Source organism: Bradyrhizobium sp. 186, assembly GCF_023101685.1.
Classification (GTDB): domain Bacteria; phylum Pseudomonadota; class Alphaproteobacteria; order Rhizobiales; family Xanthobacteraceae; genus Bradyrhizobium.
Genome location: NZ_CP082164.1, coordinates 4786940 through 4804980 on the forward strand (window position 1 = coordinate 4786940; position 18041 = coordinate 4804980).

Sequence of the window (18041 nt, forward strand, 5' to 3'; positions counted from 1 at the left end):
GACTACTGGGGCACGACAAATTGGACACGACGGCGCGCTACGCCCGCGTCGCCACCGGCATGATCGCTGGCATCAAGAGCCCGCTCGACCTGCTGTCGCAGCCTTGCAAGAAGCCGAAGAAGAACAGGAAAGACCAGCCGCCGACGTAGCGGCCAGCGGTCATGTCTCGCCCGGTGCTGGAGGTCGCGGATATCTTCCGCGACCACGGAGCGGCGTGGCGTCGTGCCAATGTCGGTCACGTCAGCCTCGACCAGATGAAGGTGATGTCGGCCATCGAGCGCTGCCGCACGGCGGCGCTCGGCGGCCATGTGGCGCGCTGCGAAGATTGCCCGCACACGGTCATCGCTTACAACAGCTGTCGTAATCGCCATTGTCCGAAGTGTCAGGGCACCGCTGCCAAGGAATGGCTCGCCGCGCGCGAGGCCGATCTGTTGCCGGTGCCGTACTTTCATGTGGTGTTCACGCTGCCGGCCGCCATCGCGGACATCGCCTATCAGAACAAGGCCGTGATCTACGACATCCTGTTCACGACCTCGGCCGAGACCATGACTACCATCGCGGCCGATCCCAAGCACCTCGGCGCCCGCATCGGCATCACCTCGGTGCTTCACACCTGGGGCTCGGCGCTGACGCATCATCCCCATGTCCACATGATCGTGCCGGGCGGCGGCATCTCCATTGATGGCACGCGGTGGGTACCGTGCAGGACAGACTTTATCCTGCCCGTGAAGGTTCTCTCGTGCCTGTTCCGGGGATTGTTCCTGGCCAAGCTCGTCGCCGCCCACCGGGCCGGACGTCTCAAGTTTTTCGGCGTCCACGCCCGCCTCGATAACATCAGAGCCTTCAAGGCGTATCTGGCGCCGCTGCGCAAGATCGATGGGGTGGTCTATGCCAAGCGGCCATTCGGCGGCCCCAGGGCCGTGCTCGCCTATCTGTCGCGCTACACCCACCGGGTCGCCATCTCCAATCGCCGCCTGATCGCGGCCGACCACACCGGCGTCACCTTCCGGTGGAAGAATTACCGGATCGAGGGGCCTGGCCGCTATCAGACCATGACGCTGTCGACCCGCGAGTTCATCCGACGCTTCCTGATGCACGTGCTGCCCGGGGGCTTCCACCGCATCCGGCACTACGGACTGCTGGCCAGTGGCAGCCGCGCCGCCAACATCGCGCGGGCGCGCGAACTGCTCGCCGTGCCGATCCGCTCCGAACAGCAAAATGCCTCAGAGGCCCCAGCGGCCGACGAACCCCGCATGCTGCCACGACCGTGCCCCTGCTGCGGCGGACGCATGTTCGTCATCGAGACCTTCGCGCGCGGCAGCGAGCCAAAGCACCGACCCACGCCCACGCCGGCCGCGATCAGGATCGACACCTCATGATGCTGTCATCGCTGATCCAGCACCGCACCGAAGCGCACCATTTTGGCCGGCTCTCGCCCGGCAGCACATCCACTTGCGCCGATCAGCAAGACTGGCCCGTGATCGCGCCGCAAATCCTGTCGAGCAACCTGCGATCCGCTCGCTCGCGCCAGCACGCACGCCCAAGATTCGAGCTAAAGCGATCCGATCGCCACCATCAGCTCAACTTCCGCAACACTCACGCCGAAGCCAAATCCCCATAGCACCCGCTGCACAGTCGGTGCCCCACATCCCGCGATTTCGTGCCTTGGCGCTTTTCGGGCGCCGGCTGTCCGAGCGTGGGGATGGTCTCGGCATGCCGGCATCCGAAAACCTGCACAGAGGCGGACATCCCATCGAGCGGCGAGTCTGGTCAGCGCCCCTCCCGCTATCAAGGGTTCTGAGAGAAGTCGAAGGCGTTCAGGAGGTTATTGGCCGCAGCGTCTCGAGGACCGAGAGGCGCCAAGCTCCAGCGGGTTTCGATGAGCTTCAAGATCGAAGTGGTCTCATAGGTGGTGTGATCGACGAAGCTGCGTTTGGCATAGGGCGAGATAATGATGGCCGGAACGCGAACCCCTGGACCCCAGCGGTCGCCCCGCGGGGGCGGCACGTGATCCCATCGTCCGCCGGCTTCGTCGTAGGTGATGATGATCGCGCTGTCCTTCCAAACGCCACTGTCCTGCACCGCCTTGACCAGATTCGCCGCGTATTGTTGACCTCCTAGCAAATCCCCGTAACCCATGTGTTCGTTGTAAGCGCCGATTGGCTTGACAAAGGCCACGGCCGGCAGGTTGCCTGTCCGCAGAGCAGCGAGGAAGTCCTCAATGTCCTTCAGGTGCTCGGCTCGGGCGGACGTGCCTTCTGCGTACGGGAGGAAGTAGTTGAATGGTTGATGATGAAATTGAAAGAGCGGATCGGGATGGCCGGCAACCGCGTCATTCCAGCCCCCGGAATACCAGGCCCAGGAAATCCCCTTCGCGCTTAGCCGGTCTCCGATCGTTGGCATCGTCAGCAGCGGCATCAGCTGGGCGGGGTCCTTGATGCTCGCGGGATACGGCCGGTTCGTTGGATAGACCGTATGGACTACGTAGCCGTCCGGAGTGACCGAACCATTCTTGACCACGACACCTTGCGCGTCGAGTTGGATCACCAAATTCGCCGGTGCGTTCGGCCAGACTGGGGTGCAGGCGCAGACCAACCAAAAATGGTTGAACAGTGAGCCATCAAACGCCGAGTGGAAGAAATGATCGGCCAAAACGTACTGCTGAGCCAAGCGGCCGACGGGCAGGTCGGTCGCGTCATAGTAGCTCATCGCCAACCCGCCGTTCTCGCTCCAGGCTACGAACCCGTCCATTCGGCCGCCGTTGATTTGACGTTCCTGCTGGAGGGCGCGATTCACGATGTCCCCAGTCTTCTGGTCGGGCGGAACGTACCGGGCGGCGTCATACGGCGCGACCGGCAGATCTGCCGGGAATCGGGGGTCGGGGATCGGAGGATTTTTCGACGTATCGAGCGGCTGTGGAAGTATCGTGTAGGGGGTGCCGTCTTTTTTCATCTGTCTGATGCGCTCGCCCGCGTTGGCGATGCCGTCCGCCCCGGGGAACTTGCCGTACAGACCGTCGAAGCTCCAATTCTCCTGATAGATGACGATGATGTGCTGAATCTTCTCCAATCCGGCTGGCTGCGCACCGGCGCCCCCGGCAGAAAACTCAATTGCAAGACACCACAGAGCAATGACAGTTATGGCCCGCGTGCTGTGGGTCCGCGGCCCGCTTGCGATACAGGTTGTCATTTGAGCCTCCCGTTGCTGCACTCGTCGCCGCGACCCGGCGGTCAGATCACCGTCTCTCGCCCGGCACGCTTTGGCGGACGCGAGGGACGATAGATTTTGCTCAAACCGCGCGAGCGGCGCAATGCGAAAGCGGCCGTGCCACAACGACGTGCGACGTCCGCCTTGGGTGTGCGCCGTGCAAAGGCGGCGCTTTCCAGTGGGTGCAAACCCCACCCGGCAACCGCTCCAGCCGGAAGCATCGGAGCAGTCATGGAGGTAACGAAGTGGCTGAAGCCTTCGATTAGCGTGTCACGAATTGGTGACAGCGCGAGTGTGCAGGCCGCAACGCGAGTGAACGCCGAGCAAGCCTCGAAAAGGACAATGCGCAGGTCGACCCGACAACCCTTTCGGGGAAGACTGATACGTCTGGACGAAATGAGCGAAGGATACGTTCAGACGCTGCGCCGGGGTAGTGGCGGCGGCATGTACACAAGGAAAGCGTACGCAACACGGGAGGCCCCGTGGCGTGGTCAGCGATGACCAACCGAACGCCCGCGAGGGACAGGCCGGGCGCCATGGGGTGGCGGAGGGGTTCGTATTACCGCGGAAGCCGGGTAACGCCGGTGGAGGGAAGGGACCTCAGTTCAAGACAGACGCAACAAGTGGTGAGGGATTTGGAGATTGGGCAACCTATCAACTCCGAAAACTGTTCAGAAACTGCAGAAGGCGTTGCACGCGAAAGCGAAGGCAGAAGCCGGGTGTCGCTTTTACGCGCTGTACGACAAGATCAGCCGCGAGGACATTCTGGCACACGCCTACGCGCAGTGTCGCTCCAACAAGGGCGCACCGGGAGTAGATGGGCAGGACTTCGCGGATATTGAGACGTACGGCGTGGAGCGGTGGCTTGGCGAACTGGCGCTTGCGCTCCGGAACGAGAGCTACCAACCGGATCCTATCAGAAGAGTGTTTATACCGAAGGCCAACGGCAAACTCAGGCCGCTGGGCATCTCGACGGTGCGGGATCGGGTCTGCATGACAGCGACAATGCTGGTGCTGGAACCGATCTTCGAAGCCGACCTTCCACCCGAACAGTACGCGTACCGTCCAGGGCGCAATGCCCAACAGGCGGTGGTCAAGGTGGAAGGGCTGCTGTTCCGTGGCCACCCGGAAGTCGTTGACGCTGACCTCGCGGACTACTTGGACACCGCTTCATATTGCCCCCTGGTTCATGAGGTTTGATCGAAGAGTTCGGATTGCCGGGTTATCACCTTGATCCGGATTCCCTTTTTCCTGCCATTCGTGACGTGCACGACTTCGAGCTCGCCGCGCTTGACACGCTGCAACACGGTTTGGCGCGAGACACCGAGCTTGCGGGTTGCCTCGTGCATGGTCACGAAGCCGTCCCCAGCAGTCTCGCTGAATCGGGCGATGAGGTCATCGGTCAGGCGAATGCGCCAGGGTGCGCCGGGCGTCAGCTGCTCGCCCGGAATGATGCCGTCGTTGAGCCAGCGGTGCAAAGTCGAAGGGGCGACGCCGAGCACGACCGCGGCCTTGCTGATGGTCAGCAGTTCGCCTCCGGCTTGCTCGGCCTTCGGCTCGAAGCACGGGATATCCCAGTGGCGACGCAGATTGCCGACGCGGCTTGCCTCGAAGCGATGGCCGTATGCTGTGGCGCGCCCCTGGCGATTGAGAATGCCGGCGATCACGGCGTCGGGATAATGCCCCGCCAGCCGGCGGACGAGCGCGATCGTGTCCTCATCGGTGCGTATCGTGGCCGGCCGCGAGCGCGGCAGCGCGAGATCGATCTCGTTGAGCGCGCCGCCCTTCCAGCGCAGCGTGAGGTGGGCTGCAGCCTTGTCGCGCTCGACCTTTATGATGACCTCCTCGAGCAATGCTCGCAGCAGCTCTTTCCTGTCACGCGGCGTGGTCGTTGCCGCGTGCCAGACGGTGGCAAGATCGGGCCCGAGCGCGAGCAGACGGTCGCGCTCCTCTTGGGAGAGCACGCGTGGACGCTCCCGTTCGCGGCGTGCAAGCTCGGCCTTGGCGGCTTCGAGTGCGCTCAAGCTCTCCTCCCACTCGCGCTCCAGGCCGCGAGCGACCAACCGGTTGTCTGGATCGACGGCACGGTAGCGGCGCTCGGCGCGGCTCGCTTCGTAGCTTGCTCGCTCGACGCCGAGACGCCATTGCTTGAGCGAGGTATCGCGATCTGCTTCGAGCCGCTCGGCAGCGGCGAGCGTGGCAGCGAGCTTTGCCGGCTCGAGGGCGGCGATGAAGGCCCGCGTGACGGCCTCGTCGATCTGAATGCCGCCAATGTTGAGGCAATAGACGCCGCGGCCCTCGACCAGGATCTTGCCGGGGCAATGATACCCCGGTGCGGAACTGCGCCCGCGATAGTGCGTGTGCAAGCGGCGTCCGCAGTGCCCGCAGCTGGCAAGGCTCTGCAGCAGGGCGCTGCCCTCCCTCACGGCGCCACCCACTTTGTGCGGTCCGGGGCGGGTGTTCTTGGCGATGCGATCCTGGTTGGCCTCATAGGTCTGCCAATCGATGAACCCCGGATGATGGTCCGGGATGAGTACCTGCCACTCGGAGCGCGGCAGTTGTCGCACGCGCTTTGTGCGTGCACCCGCTGCATCCAGCATCGTCTCCTGGCGTGATTTGCCATAGGCGTAGGCGCCAGCATAGACGGGATTTGTGAGCACGTGGTGGATGGCGGTGTAGCTGGCCTCGACCCAGCGGATCTCTGCGTTCTGGTGCATCTGCAGAGGGAATGTGAGCCCTTCCGAGCGAAACCATAGCCAGACGCGGCGCGCCGAGCCCGTTTCGGCGAAGCGCGCGAAGACGTTGCGGACGGCGGTGACAATGGCCTCGTCGGGGTGGAAGCGGACCTCGCCATCGGCCTCGCCCCAGACAAAGCCGACCGGCAATCCTCGGCGGAGTTCACCGCGTGCTGCCTTGTTGCGAATGCCGCCGTTGAGGCGGGCCCTCAGCACATGCAGCTCGGCCTCGCTCATGGTGCCCTTGAGCCCGAGCAGGAGGCGATCATTGAAGAGGGCTGGATGATAGATGCCATCTGCATCGCCGATCAGCGTGTCGGTGAGGCCGCCGAGGTCGATGAGGCGGTGCCAATCGGCGTTGTTGCGCGCCAGGCGCGAGACCTCGAGTCCGAGCACGAGGCCGACGTGGGCGAGTGCGACTTCGGCGGTGAGGCGGGCGAAGCCCGATCTCGCAACAAAGCCGGAACCGGAGAGCCCGAGGTCCTCATCGATGACGATGATGCGATCATTGGGCCAGCCAAGTTCACGGGCTTTGGCGGCAAGCGCATACTGTCGATCGGTCGACTCGCGATTGTGCTCGACCTGGGCGGCGCTCGACTGGCGCAGGTAGACGATGGCCTGGCGGGACAGATGGCTGGCCGTGATCTTGGCGCGTTCATTCATCGCTTGCCTCCCTCGTCGACCTGGCCGAGATCATGCGGGCGATGAGACGTGCGAGGATCTCGAGCGCTGCGACGCGCGAGGCTTCGTCGAGCTGCTCCCACGCCGTCGCCGACGGGGCTGCTGGAAAGGGGTTCGGTGGAAGATCGGGGCGGTCGAGAAAGGCCAGGTTCAGTTGCATGGTTGCGCTCCTTGCACTGCACCGACTCGACGGGTCGGTCGTAGAGAGCGTCAATGATCTTGCGCAGGTGGAGCAAATCGCCAAGCCGGCCGAGATCGTGGGCACCACCAGCATCGTTCGCCGGCGTTCGCCTTGCCTGCTCGGCGTTCCAATCGGTCCAATTGGCCGGAATCAGCGAGCGGCTACCGTCTGGCAAGACCACGAGAACGAGGAGGACGCCGCGCCGCCGGATGCTGCTGATCACGGCCAGCGACTGGCCTTCGAAGGCGTGGCGCTCGCGGGTGATGGTCAGCGAATCTGGAATATCACGGTGATGGGTAGTCTGTGGCCGCTTCCTTTGACCGGGTCGATCACGACATCCTCATCGACCGCCTTCAGAAACGGACTGGAGACGCCGGGGTCATCCGGCTGATCCGGGCGTATCTGAACAGCGGGATCATGGACGATGGCGTGGTCCAGACGCGCACGATGGGGACGCCGCAAGGCGGGCCGCTATCGCCGCTGCTGGCCAACGTCCTGCTCGACGAAGTGGACAAGGCGCTGGAACGCCGGGGCCATTGCTTCGTGCGCTACGCCGACGATGCGAACGTTTACGTCCGCAGCCGCCGGGCGGGTGAACGGGTGATGGCGCTGCTTCGGCGGCTGTATGACAAGCTGCGCTTGACGGTCAACGAGACCAAAAGCGCGGTGACCAGTGTGTTTGGTCGCAAATTCCTGGGCTACGGTTTTTGGGCAGCCCCGGGTGGAGTGATCAAACGCAAGGTCGCCGTCAAGCCGCTGAGGACGTTCAAGCAGCGCATCCGGCAACTGACCTGCCGCTCAGGCGGGCGCAGCATGCAGGATGTGGTGGATCATCTGCGGCCCTACATTCGGGGATGGAAGGCATACTTCCGGCTGGCGCAAACCCCACGGGTCTGGCGAGAGCTCGATCAATGGATGCGTCATCGGCTGCGCGCCATTCAGCTCAAGCAGTGGAAGCGCGGTACGACTATGTACAGGGAACTGCTGGCGCTGGGAGCCAATCTCGACGTTGCGCGACAGGTGGTGGCGGCCAACAGCCGTCGCTGGTGGCGTAACAGCGGCATGCTCCTCAACGCCGTGTTGACCCTGAACTGGTCGGACCGGCTGGGACTGCCCCGGCTCTCATGACCTCAACTTCTCGAACCGCCCGGTGCGGACCCGCATGCCGGGTGGTGTGGCAGGGGTGCGACACACAAGGTCGCCCCCTATGCCGATCTTGTGCATATCGTCTAAGTATTTGGTTTTTATGGCCTTTATCCGTTGGTTGGCGAACGAAAAAAAGTACTGGATTACAGGACCACACGACTTCTCCGTCCGCGGACGTCCCCGCCGATCATCCGGGGCTGGCGCGTGCTCACCCCCTGCTGACCATCGAGGCCGCCGTGACAGCACCGTGTCGTACCGCGTCGCGTGAGGCTCACGGTTGCCCGCCCTGCCACCACCTCCCGCGCCGACGCTGCCGCGTCCATCGCCGCCCGGCCCGCATATCGTGACGATCGCGAACGCCCCTTTGGCAGGGCCGAGGTGAGGGGGTATATGCCATAAATCCGAAATTCGGAAAAGTGAAATGTTTTTGCGCAGAGAGATTGACGAGGTGTTTTGCCCGACGGGTCGTGAGGGCTGGGCGTGCCTTTCTCAGTGGTGGCGCTCATGCTGTTTGCGTCGAAAGTGAACACAAGGACCCGACAGCGGGCGAAAAGTCGCCAAAAGGTGCGGTGAAGACAGCGCTGTGGTGCCAGCGCCACGCCGTGAACTTTGTTCACGGCCGGAGAACTACGGAATTCGAAACAGGGTTTGGCCGCTCTGTTCAGGAGTGAACATAACGACCTTGCGGATTGGACCAACGTTACTGTTGCCGAGTGCGCTCCGCGCGCTCTGCCCGACGGACTGCCGGCCTATACCCACCTTAACGCCGCCAGGCCCGGGGGCCGAGGGGCCGCTATCCATGGCGCGCTTGGCGTTCGGCGGACATGCGGCTTTGGGCAAGCTGCTCGCGGTAGGCGTCGATCGCCTTGTTGGCGAGCATCAACGGCCGCCGTTCGCCGGTCTTGAGCCGCGCTTCGATGGCATCGAGAAGGAAGTTTGCGGTCGCATCCGGCGGGCCGAGCTCGCCGCTCTGCTCCAGGAAGCTCCAGGCAATGAAGAATGCGCTCTCGACGGTGCAGCGAATGGACATGCGCTGCCAACGCGGTGCGGCCGCTGACGTTCCGCACGCGTCGTTGCCTGAAGGAACGCGCGTCTCACGCAATTTCAGCACAAGATTCCGAAAAGCAGGCTGGCGAGACCCATGGTTCGCAACTCCTGCGTTCCCCCATGAGGAACCCAACCCGCTGTTTCGTGTCATCACGCCGATGAAAGCGTGGCGGCGAGACATGCATCACGCCGCCGGGGGGCTTCCAAGCGCTCCTGCGTCTCAGTTCTTCAGAACGATGCGGCCGACCACCTTGCCGGCGCGCAGCTCGTCGATCCATTTCTGGACATCGCCCATCGGCTCTTCCTGCATCGGCGTCGGCTTGATCTTGCCGGCGCGCGCGAGCGCCATCAGCTCCTGCGCTTCCGCGAGCGTGCCGACCATGAAGCCTTCGATGGTCATGCGCTTGTAGACCCATTGCACCATCGGCAGCGTGAACTGGCCGCCCATCAGACCGGACACCACGATCTTGCCGCCGCGCGCGGCGACCGCGACCGCAAACGCCATCGACTTCTCGTTGCCGGCGAAATCGACGACCTCGTCAAAGCCGCCTTCGGTCTCCTTCAGGATGCGCCGGATCACTTCCGGTTCGGCCGGGTCGTAGGCAACCGCGGCGCCGTTCTTCAGCGCGGTCTCGCGCGCGGCCGGGCTGAGGTCGGCGACCGTGATCGGCTGCTTGAACATGGCTTGCGCGAACGACAGGCCCATCATGCCGACACCGCCGAGGCCGATCAGCAGCAGGTTGCGCTGGCGCGGGCGGTCGACCAGGCGCTTGAGCGCGCCGTAGGCGGTGACGCCGGAGCACATCAAGGTCGCGGCCTGGTTGACGGGCAGGGGATCATAGTCGAGCAGGTATTTCGCGTCGGGCACCAGAACGTGGCTGGCAAAGCCGCCGTCAATGGAGACGCCTAGGAAGCGTTGCTTGACGCAGAGGTTCTCGTCGCCATTCTTGCAGTCGCGGCACTGGCCGCAGCCGATCCAGGGAAACACCGCCTTCTTCGCGCCGATGAGGCTTGCCGGCGCGTCGGGGCCCACTTCGTCGACGACGCCCGCGATCTCGTGGCCGAGCGTGAACGGCAGCGTCATGCCGCGCGTGGTGTCGAGCTTCTTGCCGCCGCCGAGATCGGCATAGCCGTCCTGGATGTGCAAATCGGAATGGCAGAGCCCGCAGCGCTCGATGCGCACCAGCACCTCCGCGCCTTGCGGCTTGGGCGTGTCGACGATGGTCTCGCACAGCGGCGCATCGAACTTGACCAGGGACTGCCGACGCATCAGCGCCATAATTCTTTCCTCCGGAATTTTTACCAAAACGCGATCGTCGCGCTTTGGTCTCGTTATTTAAGCATGATCTCTTCGGAAAACCGCTTCACACTTTGCGCTAACGCGGCCCTTCGGGTCCGGATCATGCTTCTATCTGGCTTCGCCGCGTATATCAGCCAATTCACGCGCCATGGCAACAAAGCCCGCGATCGGGATCGTCTCCGCGCGCCGCGTCGCATCGACGCCGGCAGCCGCCGCGAGCCGCGCCGGATCGACGCCGAGCGATTTCAGGCTCTGCCGCAGCATCTTGCGGCGCTGGCCGAAGGCCGCGGCCGCGACCTGCTCGAGCAGTTTGCGATCGCAGGCAAGCGGGCTCGCGCGCGGCACCAGACGGACGACCGAGGAGGTGACCTTCGGCGGCGGCACGAAGGCGGACGGCGAAATGTCGAACAGGATCTTCGTCTCCGCGCGCCAGTTGGCAAGCACGCCGAGACGGCCATAGGCCTCCTCGCTCTCGCGTGCCACGATGCGCTCGCCGACCTCGCGCTGAAACATCAGCACCATCATCTCGTACCAGGGCGGCCAGGGCTCGGTCGTGAGCCAGCCGATCAGGAGCTGCGTGGCGATGTTGTAGGGCAGGTTGGCGACGATCTTGGCCTTTTGGCCTTCGAGCAGCGGGCGCGGGTCGAAGGTCATGGCATCGCCATGCACGATCTCGAGCCGGCCGGGATAGCGCGCGGAAATATCCTCCAGCGCCGGGATCGCGCGCTCGTCATGCTCGATCGCGATGACGCGCCTGGCGCCAAGCGCGAGCAGGGCGCGCGTCAGCCCGCCCGGGCCCGGGCCGATCTCGACGATGGTGGAGTCTTCCAGCGGCGCCGCCGCGCGCGCGATGCGCGCGGTGAGATTGAGGTCGAGGAGGAAATTCTGGCCCAGCGATTTGCGGGCCGACAACGCGTGCTGGCGAATGACCTCGCGAAGTGGCGGGAGGTCGTCGATCGCGCTCATCAGCTTGTTGTCGCCGCCATACGGCTCGCAAGCTGGAGCGCTGCGATCAGGCTCGCCGGATTGGCCTTGCCTGAGCCTGCGATGTCGAACGCGGTGCCGTGATCGGGCGAGGTGCGGATGAAGGGCAGGCCGAGCGTGACGTTGACGGCGTCCTCAAAGGCGACCGTCTTGATCGGGATCAGCGCCTGGTCGTGGTACATGCAGACCGCGCAGTCATAGGTGTTTCGCGCAGCCTCGTGGAACATGGTGTCGGCCGGCAAGGGGCCCCTGGCCTCGATGCCGTCGTTGCGTAGCGCCTTGAGCGCCGGCGCGATGATGGTCTGCTCCTCGTGGCCGAGCGAGCCGTCCTCGCCGGCATGCGGGTTGAGGCCGGAGATCGCGATCCGCGGCCGCACGATGCCGAAGCGGGATTTCAGCTCGGTGGCGACGATGCGGACGGTCGAGACGATCAGTTCGCTCGTGAGCTGGGACAGCGCCTCGCGCAGCGAGACGTGGATGGTCACCGGCACCACGGCGAGCCGCGGCGACCACAGCATCATCACCGGCTGCGGCACGCATCCGTCCTGCGCGGCAAGCTCGGCGAGGAATTCGGTGTGGCCGGGATGGCGGAAGCCGGCGCGGTAGAGCACGCTCTTGGCGATCGGATTGGTGACGACGGCGCCGGCGCGGCCCGCGCGGACATCGGCGACCGCCTGACGGATCGAGGCGAGCGCGGCCGGCGCGCTTGATACGTCGGGCTTGCCGGGCTCGGCGGTCGCAGTCTCGCCGGTCGCAACCACGGGAAGGGCGTCGGCGAAGGCGGCCTCGGCCTCACTCTCGCTCACGGAGGCGATCTTGACGTCAACGCCGAGCGCTCCGGCACGGCGCGCGATCGTCGCCTCGTCGCCGAGCAGATAGAAGGCGGGCAGGTTCAATTCGCGGCGCCTGAGCCAGGCTGCGATCGTGATGTCAGGGCCGATGCCGGCGGGCTCTCCCAGGGTCAGGGCGAGGGGCTTTACCGGGTGCGTAACCATCAGCGGTTGCGATATTCGATCATCGCCGCCTTGCGGATCTCTTCGAGATAGGTCTTCTGCGTCTTCTCGTACTTCTCGGCGTACATCTTCTCGCGCACCTCGCGCTTCTTCGGCGTGTCGATCATGGTCGGCTTGCGCGAGCAGAGCACGACCATCTCGATGCCCTGTTTGGTCGCCTCGGGCGCGGTCAGGTGGCCGATCGCCGTGTCGTCGAGCACCTTGCGCAGTGCCTCGGGCAGTTCCGCGGTCGTCTTGGTGACGCTCTCGCGGATGGTGGCGTTCGGCGTCGAGCGGAACAGCGAATTGGCTTCGTCGCAGCTCGCGACGCGCGAGCGGTACGTCTCGGCTTCCTTCTGCCGCGTCTCCAGGAAGGCTGGAGACGATCCGCGCGGCACGATCAGCACGATCGGCTGCATCTTGTATTCGGTGCCTTCGATCTGGAGCTTCTCTCCGGTCTGGGCCTGCACGGCCTGTGCGACGTCCCGTTCGCCGACCATCAGTTTCTCCTTGTAGCGGCCGCGAACCAGGCTGGTCCAAACCATCTCGGCCTTCATGCGGCCCTTCAGGGTTTCGGGACGGACGCCCTTGGTCTCGAGCGACTTGGTGAGCTGCTCCGGCGAGAGGCGCATGCGCTGCGCCATGCCGGCGTAGGATTGATCGATGTCGGCGACGCCGGGATCGACGCCGTACTTCTTGCCTTCCTTCATCTTGATCTTGTCTTCGATGAGCTCGTTGACGACGTCCTGCCGGCCCGGCGTCTTCTGCGTCGTCAACTGGTCGAGCTTGGAACGCTGATCGATGTCGAAATCGGTGATGGGATCGCCGTTGACCATGACGACGATGTTCTGCGCCCGCGCCGGCGTGCCGATCAGGATCAGGGCAGCGAAGACGAGGAGGAGGCGGAAGACAGGCAATGGATTCGTCATGGTTGTCGCTCGCATCAGCCGCGGTGAACCTGCGATCGGGAACACGCGGCCGTCACTTCAAACTGTTCACTGGAGACCGCTGCCAGAACTGCTGGTCGTCGACGTGGTCGCCAGCGTGCGCAGGCCGATCTGGAACATGAACGCGTGGCTCAGGACGGGCGGCGTCGAGCCCGCGGAATAGCTATACGAAGTTACATAGTTCGCCGCCAGCACGAAGCAATCGTCGACATAGCCGGCGCCGAGCACATACTGGTTGATCTTGTTGGCCTCGAGGTCCCAGCGCGCCGACCCCGTGACCACCCAATTGGTCGCGACCTTCAGCGAGCCGGAGGTCAAGATGCCCTCGCGGCGCGTCAGATAGCCGAGCTCGGGCTGCGGCGCGTAATTGCCGTACATCATGCTGATCGACCAGCGATTGAAGTTGGCGCGGCCTTCTGCCTCGAAGCGCTGGACGTTCCAGGTCTGCTCGTCCATGCGGGAGCGGACACTGAACGTGTAAGTGCTGTTGGGCGAGTAGCTGGCGCTCGTGACATAATCGGATCGCGGCTTGTCGAGGCCGGAAGCGAGGCCGGTATTGATGGAGTCCTGGACTGCGTAGGAGTTCATGCCGAACAACTGGTAGGACTGGCCGAACAGCACCTTGACGGCGCCGCCCTTGTCGAACTGCGTTGTGGCCTGCACGCCGACATTGGCGCGGCCGCCGCCTTCGACACGGTCGTAGCCGGAGAACTTGTCGACGCTGAACAGGTTCGAGGCGTCGAACACCATGCTCTGGGCGTCCTCGTTGGGAAGCTTGCCGGCATAGGTCTCGTTCGGCCGGATGATGATCTGGGCGATCGGCTCGACGGTGGTCGAGCCCCAGGGCTGAATGTTGATGAAGGGATAGCGGTATTCGAGGCCGACGGTCGGCATCAGCCGCAACGCCTGGGTGTCGCCGACGGGCAGATAGTTCGAAACGCCCGGCTGGTTGGAGACCGAGGAATTGATCGCATCGGCGCGGAGAATGGCGAACGGCGTCCAGATTTCACCGAACGGATCGGTGAAGGATTTGCGCCACTGCGCTTCCGCCGTCAGACGGGTGTAGGTGCCGGGGAAGCCGCGCAGCAGGCACTGCGACGGCGTGCGCGCGAGCGGATCGGCCGACGCCGTCGTGCACAGGCTGTTGGTGTTGGCGAGCGTCGTGATCGGATCGAACACGGCGCTGTCACGCGACAGGTTCACGAAATTGGTCTTGTAGCTGAACTCGCCGCCGAAGACCGGATAGTTGAGCACGTTCGAGTAGTCGATGACGGGGTAGACGACCGGCACCTGGCTCTGGTTGCCCGAGAAGCTCAGCCAGTACATCGTGCGCGCATCGAAGAAGCTGCGATTGCCAACGCCGGTCAGATAGAGCTGCGAGAGCGCGTCCGTCGGCAGGTTCAGGAACGATCCGAGCGGATCGCGGTATGCCGACAAGCGGTAATCCGACATGAAATAGTAGTCGGTGAGCAGGACGCCGTCCCAACCCCAGACCCATTTGTCGTTCAGCGCGAACTGGCCCTTGGTCTCGACGCCGCCGCGGAACTGGCGGTCGCCCGGCTGGCCGGCGAACTGGCTGGGGTCGAGCTGGTCGATGCCGTAGACGCGGATCTGGTAGGCGCCGTCCATCAGGCGCTGGCGGAACTCGGCCTGCATCAGCACGCCCTGCTTGGACGTGATGCGCGGGCTGAAGGTCGCGTCCATGTCGGACGCGATCGCCCAGTAGAACGGGACTTCGACGCCGTAGCCGAACGCGGTGTAGGAGGTGAAGCCCGGCATCAGGAAACCGGTCTTGCGCTTCACGGTCGGGTCGGGCGTCGAGAAATACGGCATGTAGGCCAGCGGCACGCCGAAGAATTCGAGTTGCGCCGTCTCGAAGTACAGCATCTTCTCCTGCTGGTCGTGGATGATGCGTGCACCCTTGACCTGCCACAGTGGCGGCTTCTTCGGATCGTCCTTACACGGCGCGCAGGCGGTGTAGACGCCGTTCTCGAACACCGTGTAGTTGCCGCTGGAGCGGTCGGCGCGGCTTGCGGCCATGCGGGTTTGGTCGGCGGTGTCCACGCGCAGCGAATCGACGAAACCGTCGCGGTAGTCGTCCGAGAGATCCATGATCTCGGCATAGGTGATCTTGCCGTCGGCATCCGTCATGCGGATGTTGCCTTCGGCATGGAGCCGCTTGGTCTTCTGGTCGTAGACGACCCTGTCGGCCTCGACGCTGGTGCCGTTGTAGAACAGCTGGACGTTGCCGACCGCGGAGACGCGCGAATTGTTGTAGTCGTAGTCGACCTCGGTCGCCTGCACGAGCATCTGATTGTCGTTGGCGGCCTTCGGCGGCTTCGGACGCGGCGGCAGCGGATTGTAGGTGAAGCTCTGGGCTGCGGCCGGTGCCATTGCGGCAACGTCGATCAGCCCGCCGAGCGATACCGCTGCGACGACTACGAGCAGGAGCCTGCGGACGGACAAGCCGCACCCGTTCGCGCGCACCACGGTGCGCCGCGTCAAACGAGACACGAGCCCTCGGTGGACGGCAGTCACTATCCGTCCTCCTGATACAGCAAGGCCAAAAAGCCGGTGAGGCCGCCCACCACAACGGGCAACCACGCCGCAGCGATCGGATGCATCAACTCAGCCTTGCTCAAGTCTTCAGTCACTTTCGACAGGACGTAGAGCAGAAAGCCTGCGCCCACGCCACTCAAAACCATCTTCTGTACGCCACCCATCCGGAAGAAGCGCAATGACACGGAAGCCGCAAGCATCACCATCGCTGCGAGCAAAAACGGCTGCGCCAGAAGCTTGTGATACTGGAGTCGATATCCGGCTGTCGCGAAGCCTGAGCTTTCGGAGGAGCGGATGTAGCTCGGTAGTTGCCAAAAGGACACAGTTTCGGGTGTGGAAAAGCTGTTGCGGACCTGTGCCTCGGTCAGCGTCGTCGGAATCTCCAGCCGGGCCTGATCGATCGGCGGCGAGTCCAGCGTGAAGCGCCGCACGGTCCTGAACAGCCAGTGGCCGTCCTCCAGCGTCGCCTCGCGCGCCTCGATCCGCTCCTTGAAATGCCAATCCGTATCGAATCGGAACAGCGTCAGTCCGGTCAGCCGGACGCCCTGCTGTTCGCTGCGCGCCGCGTTGATGATGATCTGGCCGTCATCGGTGACCTGATTGAGCCAAAAGCCCGAGGCGTCCTGGATGCCGCCGCCGGGCGCCGAGCCGAACAGCTCGGCTTCCATGCGCTTGGAGAGCTCGCGCAGATTTGCCGACATCGGATTATAGGCGACGGTGGCGATCACCCCGATCAGAAGCGCGCTGCCGAGCGCCGGTGAGATGAATTGCCATGCCGAGATGCCGGCGGCGCGGGCGACGACGAGCTCGAGCCGGCGGGAGAGGGCGAGATAGCAGGTCATCGCGCCGATCAGCATGCAGAACGGCGTTAGCTTCTCCAGCAGTTGCGGCACGCGGAACAGCGAGGTCTCCGCCACCATGATCGCGGAGGCGGACGCCAGCCCCGAGGTCTTGCGCACCATCTCGATATAGTCGACCAGCACCAGCAGCAGGAAAATGCTTGCGAACACGCCGAGCGCCGCGACGACGAAGCGGCCGGCGAAATAGCGCCCGAGTGTGTTGGTGAGCATGCTCATGCGGCGGCCGGCCGTCCGAACAGCCGCGCGATGCGCGCGTTCGATCTGTCGATGGCCTCCATCAGGCGGGCGGGCGGTTCGACCACGATGCCGCCGACGATCAACCAGATGCCGGCGCCAATCGCAGTCGCCAGCATCGCGTATTGGACGAGTGCCGCGGACGGCGACTTCACAGCCATCACCGAGCAGGCGAAGCCCGCCATGCGCAGGCCGAACACCGCAATCACCGAGCCGCCGATCGAAAAGTTGCGGCTCTGGCGCGTAGTACGCGGCGCACCGAGGAAGGCGAAGGTCAGCGCCGCAAAGGCAAAGGGATAGAGCGGCGCCATGATGCGGTCATGCAGTTCGGACCGGAACTGGCCGGGGACCGCCTTGTAGACGGGGTCGTCCTCGGACGGCGCGACCAGCTCCCAGAGATAGCGTTCGCGGATGCCGAGCGTGACGTCATGGCCCTGGTTGGAGAACTTCGACATGTCGAAGCCGTAGCGGCCGAACGCCACCAGCGCCGGATCACGTTTGCCCGTCTCGAAGCGCTGGAGATTGCCGTCCTTCAGCACCAGGAACGATCCGTTCTCGTTCTTCACGACCTCGCCGTGCTCGGCGACGATCGAGACGCGCTCGTTCGGATCGCGGCGGTCGTCGATGAAGATGCCGGCGAGGATGCCGCCGGGCTGGCGTTCGCGGATCCGGATCGTGAGGTTCTTGTCGAGCTGGGCGAAGCGGCCGGGCTGGAGGATGTTGGTGAGCACGTCGGCGGTGATCTCGGCGTCCCACTGCTTGATGCGCCGCATGCCGTCAGGGGCGAGATAGGCCGCGATGAAGGCGACCAGCAGCGCCACCACGCAGGTGGCGTAGAAGAACGGATAGAACAGCCGGAACGGCGAGAAGCCGGCGGCATTCATCACGATGATCTCGGAATCGGTCGCGAGCTTGTTCAGCGTATGCGAGATCGCGATCATCAGCGCGATCGGCGAGATGATCAGGACCAGTGCCGGGACCACGAGGCTGGTGATGCCGAGGAAGGTGAGGATGGTCTGACCCTGGCTCGTCATCAGGTCGATGCCGCGCAACGCCTGCGTAATCCAGATCACGCCGGTGAGGCTGACGAGGACGAGCGCAAACGACGCCAGCGTCGTGCGGAAGATATACCTATCGATCGACCCCATGCGCTACCGCACGATCCCCA

Annotated in this window: 15 protein-coding genes and 1 pseudogene; 5 read left to right on the forward strand and 11 right to left on the reverse strand. The window is 64.2% G+C overall.

Annotation, left to right across the window (positions count from 1 at the left end; translation table 11 throughout):
• Nucleotides 1-20 precede the first annotated feature (20 nt).
• Nucleotides 21-149, forward strand: coding sequence for a hypothetical protein (locus IVB18_RS51660; RefSeq protein WP_256476955.1), 129 nt, complete (start codon nucleotides 21-23; stop codon nucleotides 147-149).
• Between the two features lie 12 nt (nucleotides 150-161).
• Nucleotides 162-1379, forward strand: a complete 1218-nt coding sequence (locus tag IVB18_RS22825; protein WP_247990350.1) for an IS91 family transposase — start codon at nucleotides 162-164, stop codon at nucleotides 1377-1379.
• 409 nt (nucleotides 1380-1788) lie between these two features.
• Here IVB18_RS22825 and acpA read toward each other — a convergent pair whose 3' ends face one another.
• Entirely contained in the window at nucleotides 1789-3189 is a 1401-nt protein-coding gene (gene acpA, locus IVB18_RS22830) for an acid phosphatase (protein WP_247991186.1), read from the reverse strand.
• Nucleotides 3190-3849: 660 nt separating this feature from the next.
• Here acpA and IVB18_RS22835 point away from each other — a divergent pair.
• Nucleotides 3850-4407 (forward strand): reverse transcriptase domain-containing protein, encoded by a 558-nt coding sequence (locus IVB18_RS22835; RefSeq protein WP_247991187.1) that lies wholly within the window; start codon nucleotides 3850-3852, stop codon nucleotides 4405-4407.
• On the opposite strand, the gene IVB18_RS22840 is transcribed toward IVB18_RS22835, so the two are convergent.
• Both IVB18_RS22840 and IVB18_RS22845 read right to left on the reverse strand, forming a co-directional pair.
• Entirely contained in the window at nucleotides 4395-6605 is a 2211-nt protein-coding gene (locus IVB18_RS22840; protein WP_247991188.1) for a recombinase family protein, read from the reverse strand. The genes IVB18_RS22835 and IVB18_RS22840 overlap by 13 nt on opposite strands.
• On the reverse strand, nucleotides 6598-6783 hold the full coding sequence (locus IVB18_RS22845) for a hypothetical protein (protein ID WP_247985493.1): 186 nt from the start codon (nucleotides 6781-6783) through the stop codon (nucleotides 6598-6600). The genes IVB18_RS22840 and IVB18_RS22845 overlap by 8 nt, the downstream gene beginning before the upstream one ends.
• Between IVB18_RS22845 and IVB18_RS22850 the strand changes: the two genes are divergently transcribed.
• Nucleotides 6782-7195: a hypothetical protein gene (locus IVB18_RS22850; protein WP_247991189.1), complete on the forward strand. Its 414-nt coding sequence runs from the start codon at nucleotides 6782-6784 to the stop codon at nucleotides 7193-7195. The genes IVB18_RS22845 and IVB18_RS22850 overlap by 2 nt on opposite strands.
• Nucleotides 7120-7932 (forward strand): annotated as a pseudogene (locus IVB18_RS22855) (group II intron maturase-specific domain-containing protein); the annotation flags it as partial. The gene IVB18_RS22850 and the pseudogene IVB18_RS22855, both read left to right, overlap by 76 nt.
• A gap of 811 nt (nucleotides 7933-8743) precedes the next feature.
• Here IVB18_RS22855 and IVB18_RS22860 read toward each other — a convergent pair.
• The 8 genes from IVB18_RS22860 to lptF form a co-directional block, all read right to left on the reverse strand.
• On the reverse strand, nucleotides 8744-8980 hold the full coding sequence (locus IVB18_RS22860) for a hypothetical protein (RefSeq protein ID WP_247991191.1): 237 nt from the start codon (nucleotides 8978-8980) through the stop codon (nucleotides 8744-8746).
• A 237-nt stretch (nucleotides 8981-9217) separates the two neighbouring features.
• Entirely contained in the window at nucleotides 9218-10276 is a 1059-nt protein-coding gene (locus IVB18_RS22865) for an alcohol dehydrogenase (protein ID WP_247991192.1), read from the reverse strand.
• Nucleotides 10277-10405: 129 nt separating this feature from the next.
• Entirely contained in the window at nucleotides 10406-11263 is an 858-nt protein-coding gene (rsmA, locus tag IVB18_RS22870) for a 16S rRNA (adenine(1518)-N(6)/adenine(1519)-N(6))-dimethyltransferase RsmA (RefSeq protein WP_247991193.1), read from the reverse strand.
• Nucleotides 11263-12276 carry a 4-hydroxythreonine-4-phosphate dehydrogenase PdxA gene (gene pdxA, locus IVB18_RS22875; RefSeq protein WP_247991194.1) on the reverse strand — a complete coding sequence of 338 codons (1014 nt, stop codon included), beginning with the start codon at nucleotides 12274-12276 and terminating at the stop codon, nucleotides 11263-11265. Before pdxA ends, rsmA begins: the two co-directional genes overlap by 1 nt.
• A complete protein-coding gene (locus tag IVB18_RS22880; protein WP_247991195.1) occupies nucleotides 12276-13202 on the reverse strand; it encodes a SurA N-terminal domain-containing protein in 927 nt (308 codons plus the stop codon). Before IVB18_RS22880 ends, pdxA begins: the two co-directional genes overlap by 1 nt.
• A gap of 66 nt (nucleotides 13203-13268) precedes the next feature.
• Nucleotides 13269-15758: an LPS-assembly protein LptD gene (locus tag IVB18_RS22885; protein ID WP_247991196.1), complete on the reverse strand. Its 2490-nt coding sequence runs from the start codon at nucleotides 15756-15758 to the stop codon at nucleotides 13269-13271.
• Entirely contained in the window at nucleotides 15758-16855 is a 1098-nt protein-coding gene (lptG, locus tag IVB18_RS22890) for an LPS export ABC transporter permease LptG (protein ID WP_247991197.1), read from the reverse strand. The genes IVB18_RS22885 and lptG overlap by 1 nt, the downstream gene beginning before the upstream one ends.
• Nucleotides 16852-18021: an LPS export ABC transporter permease LptF gene (gene lptF / locus IVB18_RS22895; RefSeq protein ID WP_247991198.1), complete on the reverse strand. Its 1170-nt coding sequence runs from the start codon at nucleotides 18019-18021 to the stop codon at nucleotides 16852-16854. The genes lptG and lptF overlap by 4 nt, the downstream gene beginning before the upstream one ends.
• Between the last annotated feature and the right edge of the window lie 20 nt (nucleotides 18022-18041).

Bases quoted from the DNA above. Each gene is read 5' to 3' on its own strand.
- IVB18_RS22825 (WP_247990350.1), top strand. From the start codon at position 162: ATGTCTCGCCCGGTGCTGGAGGTCGCGGATATCTTCCGCGACCACGGA.
- acpA (WP_247991186.1), bottom strand. From the start codon at position 3,189: ATGACAACCTGTATCGCAAGCGGGCCGCGGACCCACAGCACGCGGGCC.
- IVB18_RS22840 (WP_247991188.1), bottom strand. From the start codon at position 6,605: ATGAATGAACGCGCCAAGATCACGGCCAGCCATCTGTCCCGCCAGGCC.
- IVB18_RS22850 (WP_247991189.1), top strand. From the start codon at position 6,782: ATGGTTGCGCTCCTTGCACTGCACCGACTCGACGGGTCGGTCGTAGAG.
- IVB18_RS22845 (WP_247985493.1), bottom strand. From the start codon at position 6,783: ATGCAACTGAACCTGGCCTTTCTCGACCGCCCCGATCTTCCACCGAAC.
- IVB18_RS22860 (WP_247991191.1), bottom strand. From the start codon at position 8,980: ATGTCCATTCGCTGCACCGTCGAGAGCGCATTCTTCATTGCCTGGAGC.
- IVB18_RS22865 (WP_247991192.1), bottom strand. From the start codon at position 10,276: ATGGCGCTGATGCGTCGGCAGTCCCTGGTCAAGTTCGATGCGCCGCTG.
- rsmA (WP_247991193.1), bottom strand. From the start codon at position 11,263: ATGAGCGCGATCGACGACCTCCCGCCACTTCGCGAGGTCATTCGCCAG.
- pdxA (WP_247991194.1), bottom strand. From the start codon at position 12,276: ATGGTTACGCACCCGGTAAAGCCCCTCGCCCTGACCCTGGGAGAGCCC.
- IVB18_RS22880 (WP_247991195.1), bottom strand. From the start codon at position 13,202: ATGACGAATCCATTGCCTGTCTTCCGCCTCCTCCTCGTCTTCGCTGCC.
- lptG (WP_247991197.1), bottom strand. From the start codon at position 16,855: ATGAGCATGCTCACCAACACACTCGGGCGCTATTTCGCCGGCCGCTTC.
- lptF (WP_247991198.1), bottom strand. From the start codon at position 18,021: ATGGGGTCGATCGATAGGTATATCTTCCGCACGACGCTGGCGTCGTTT.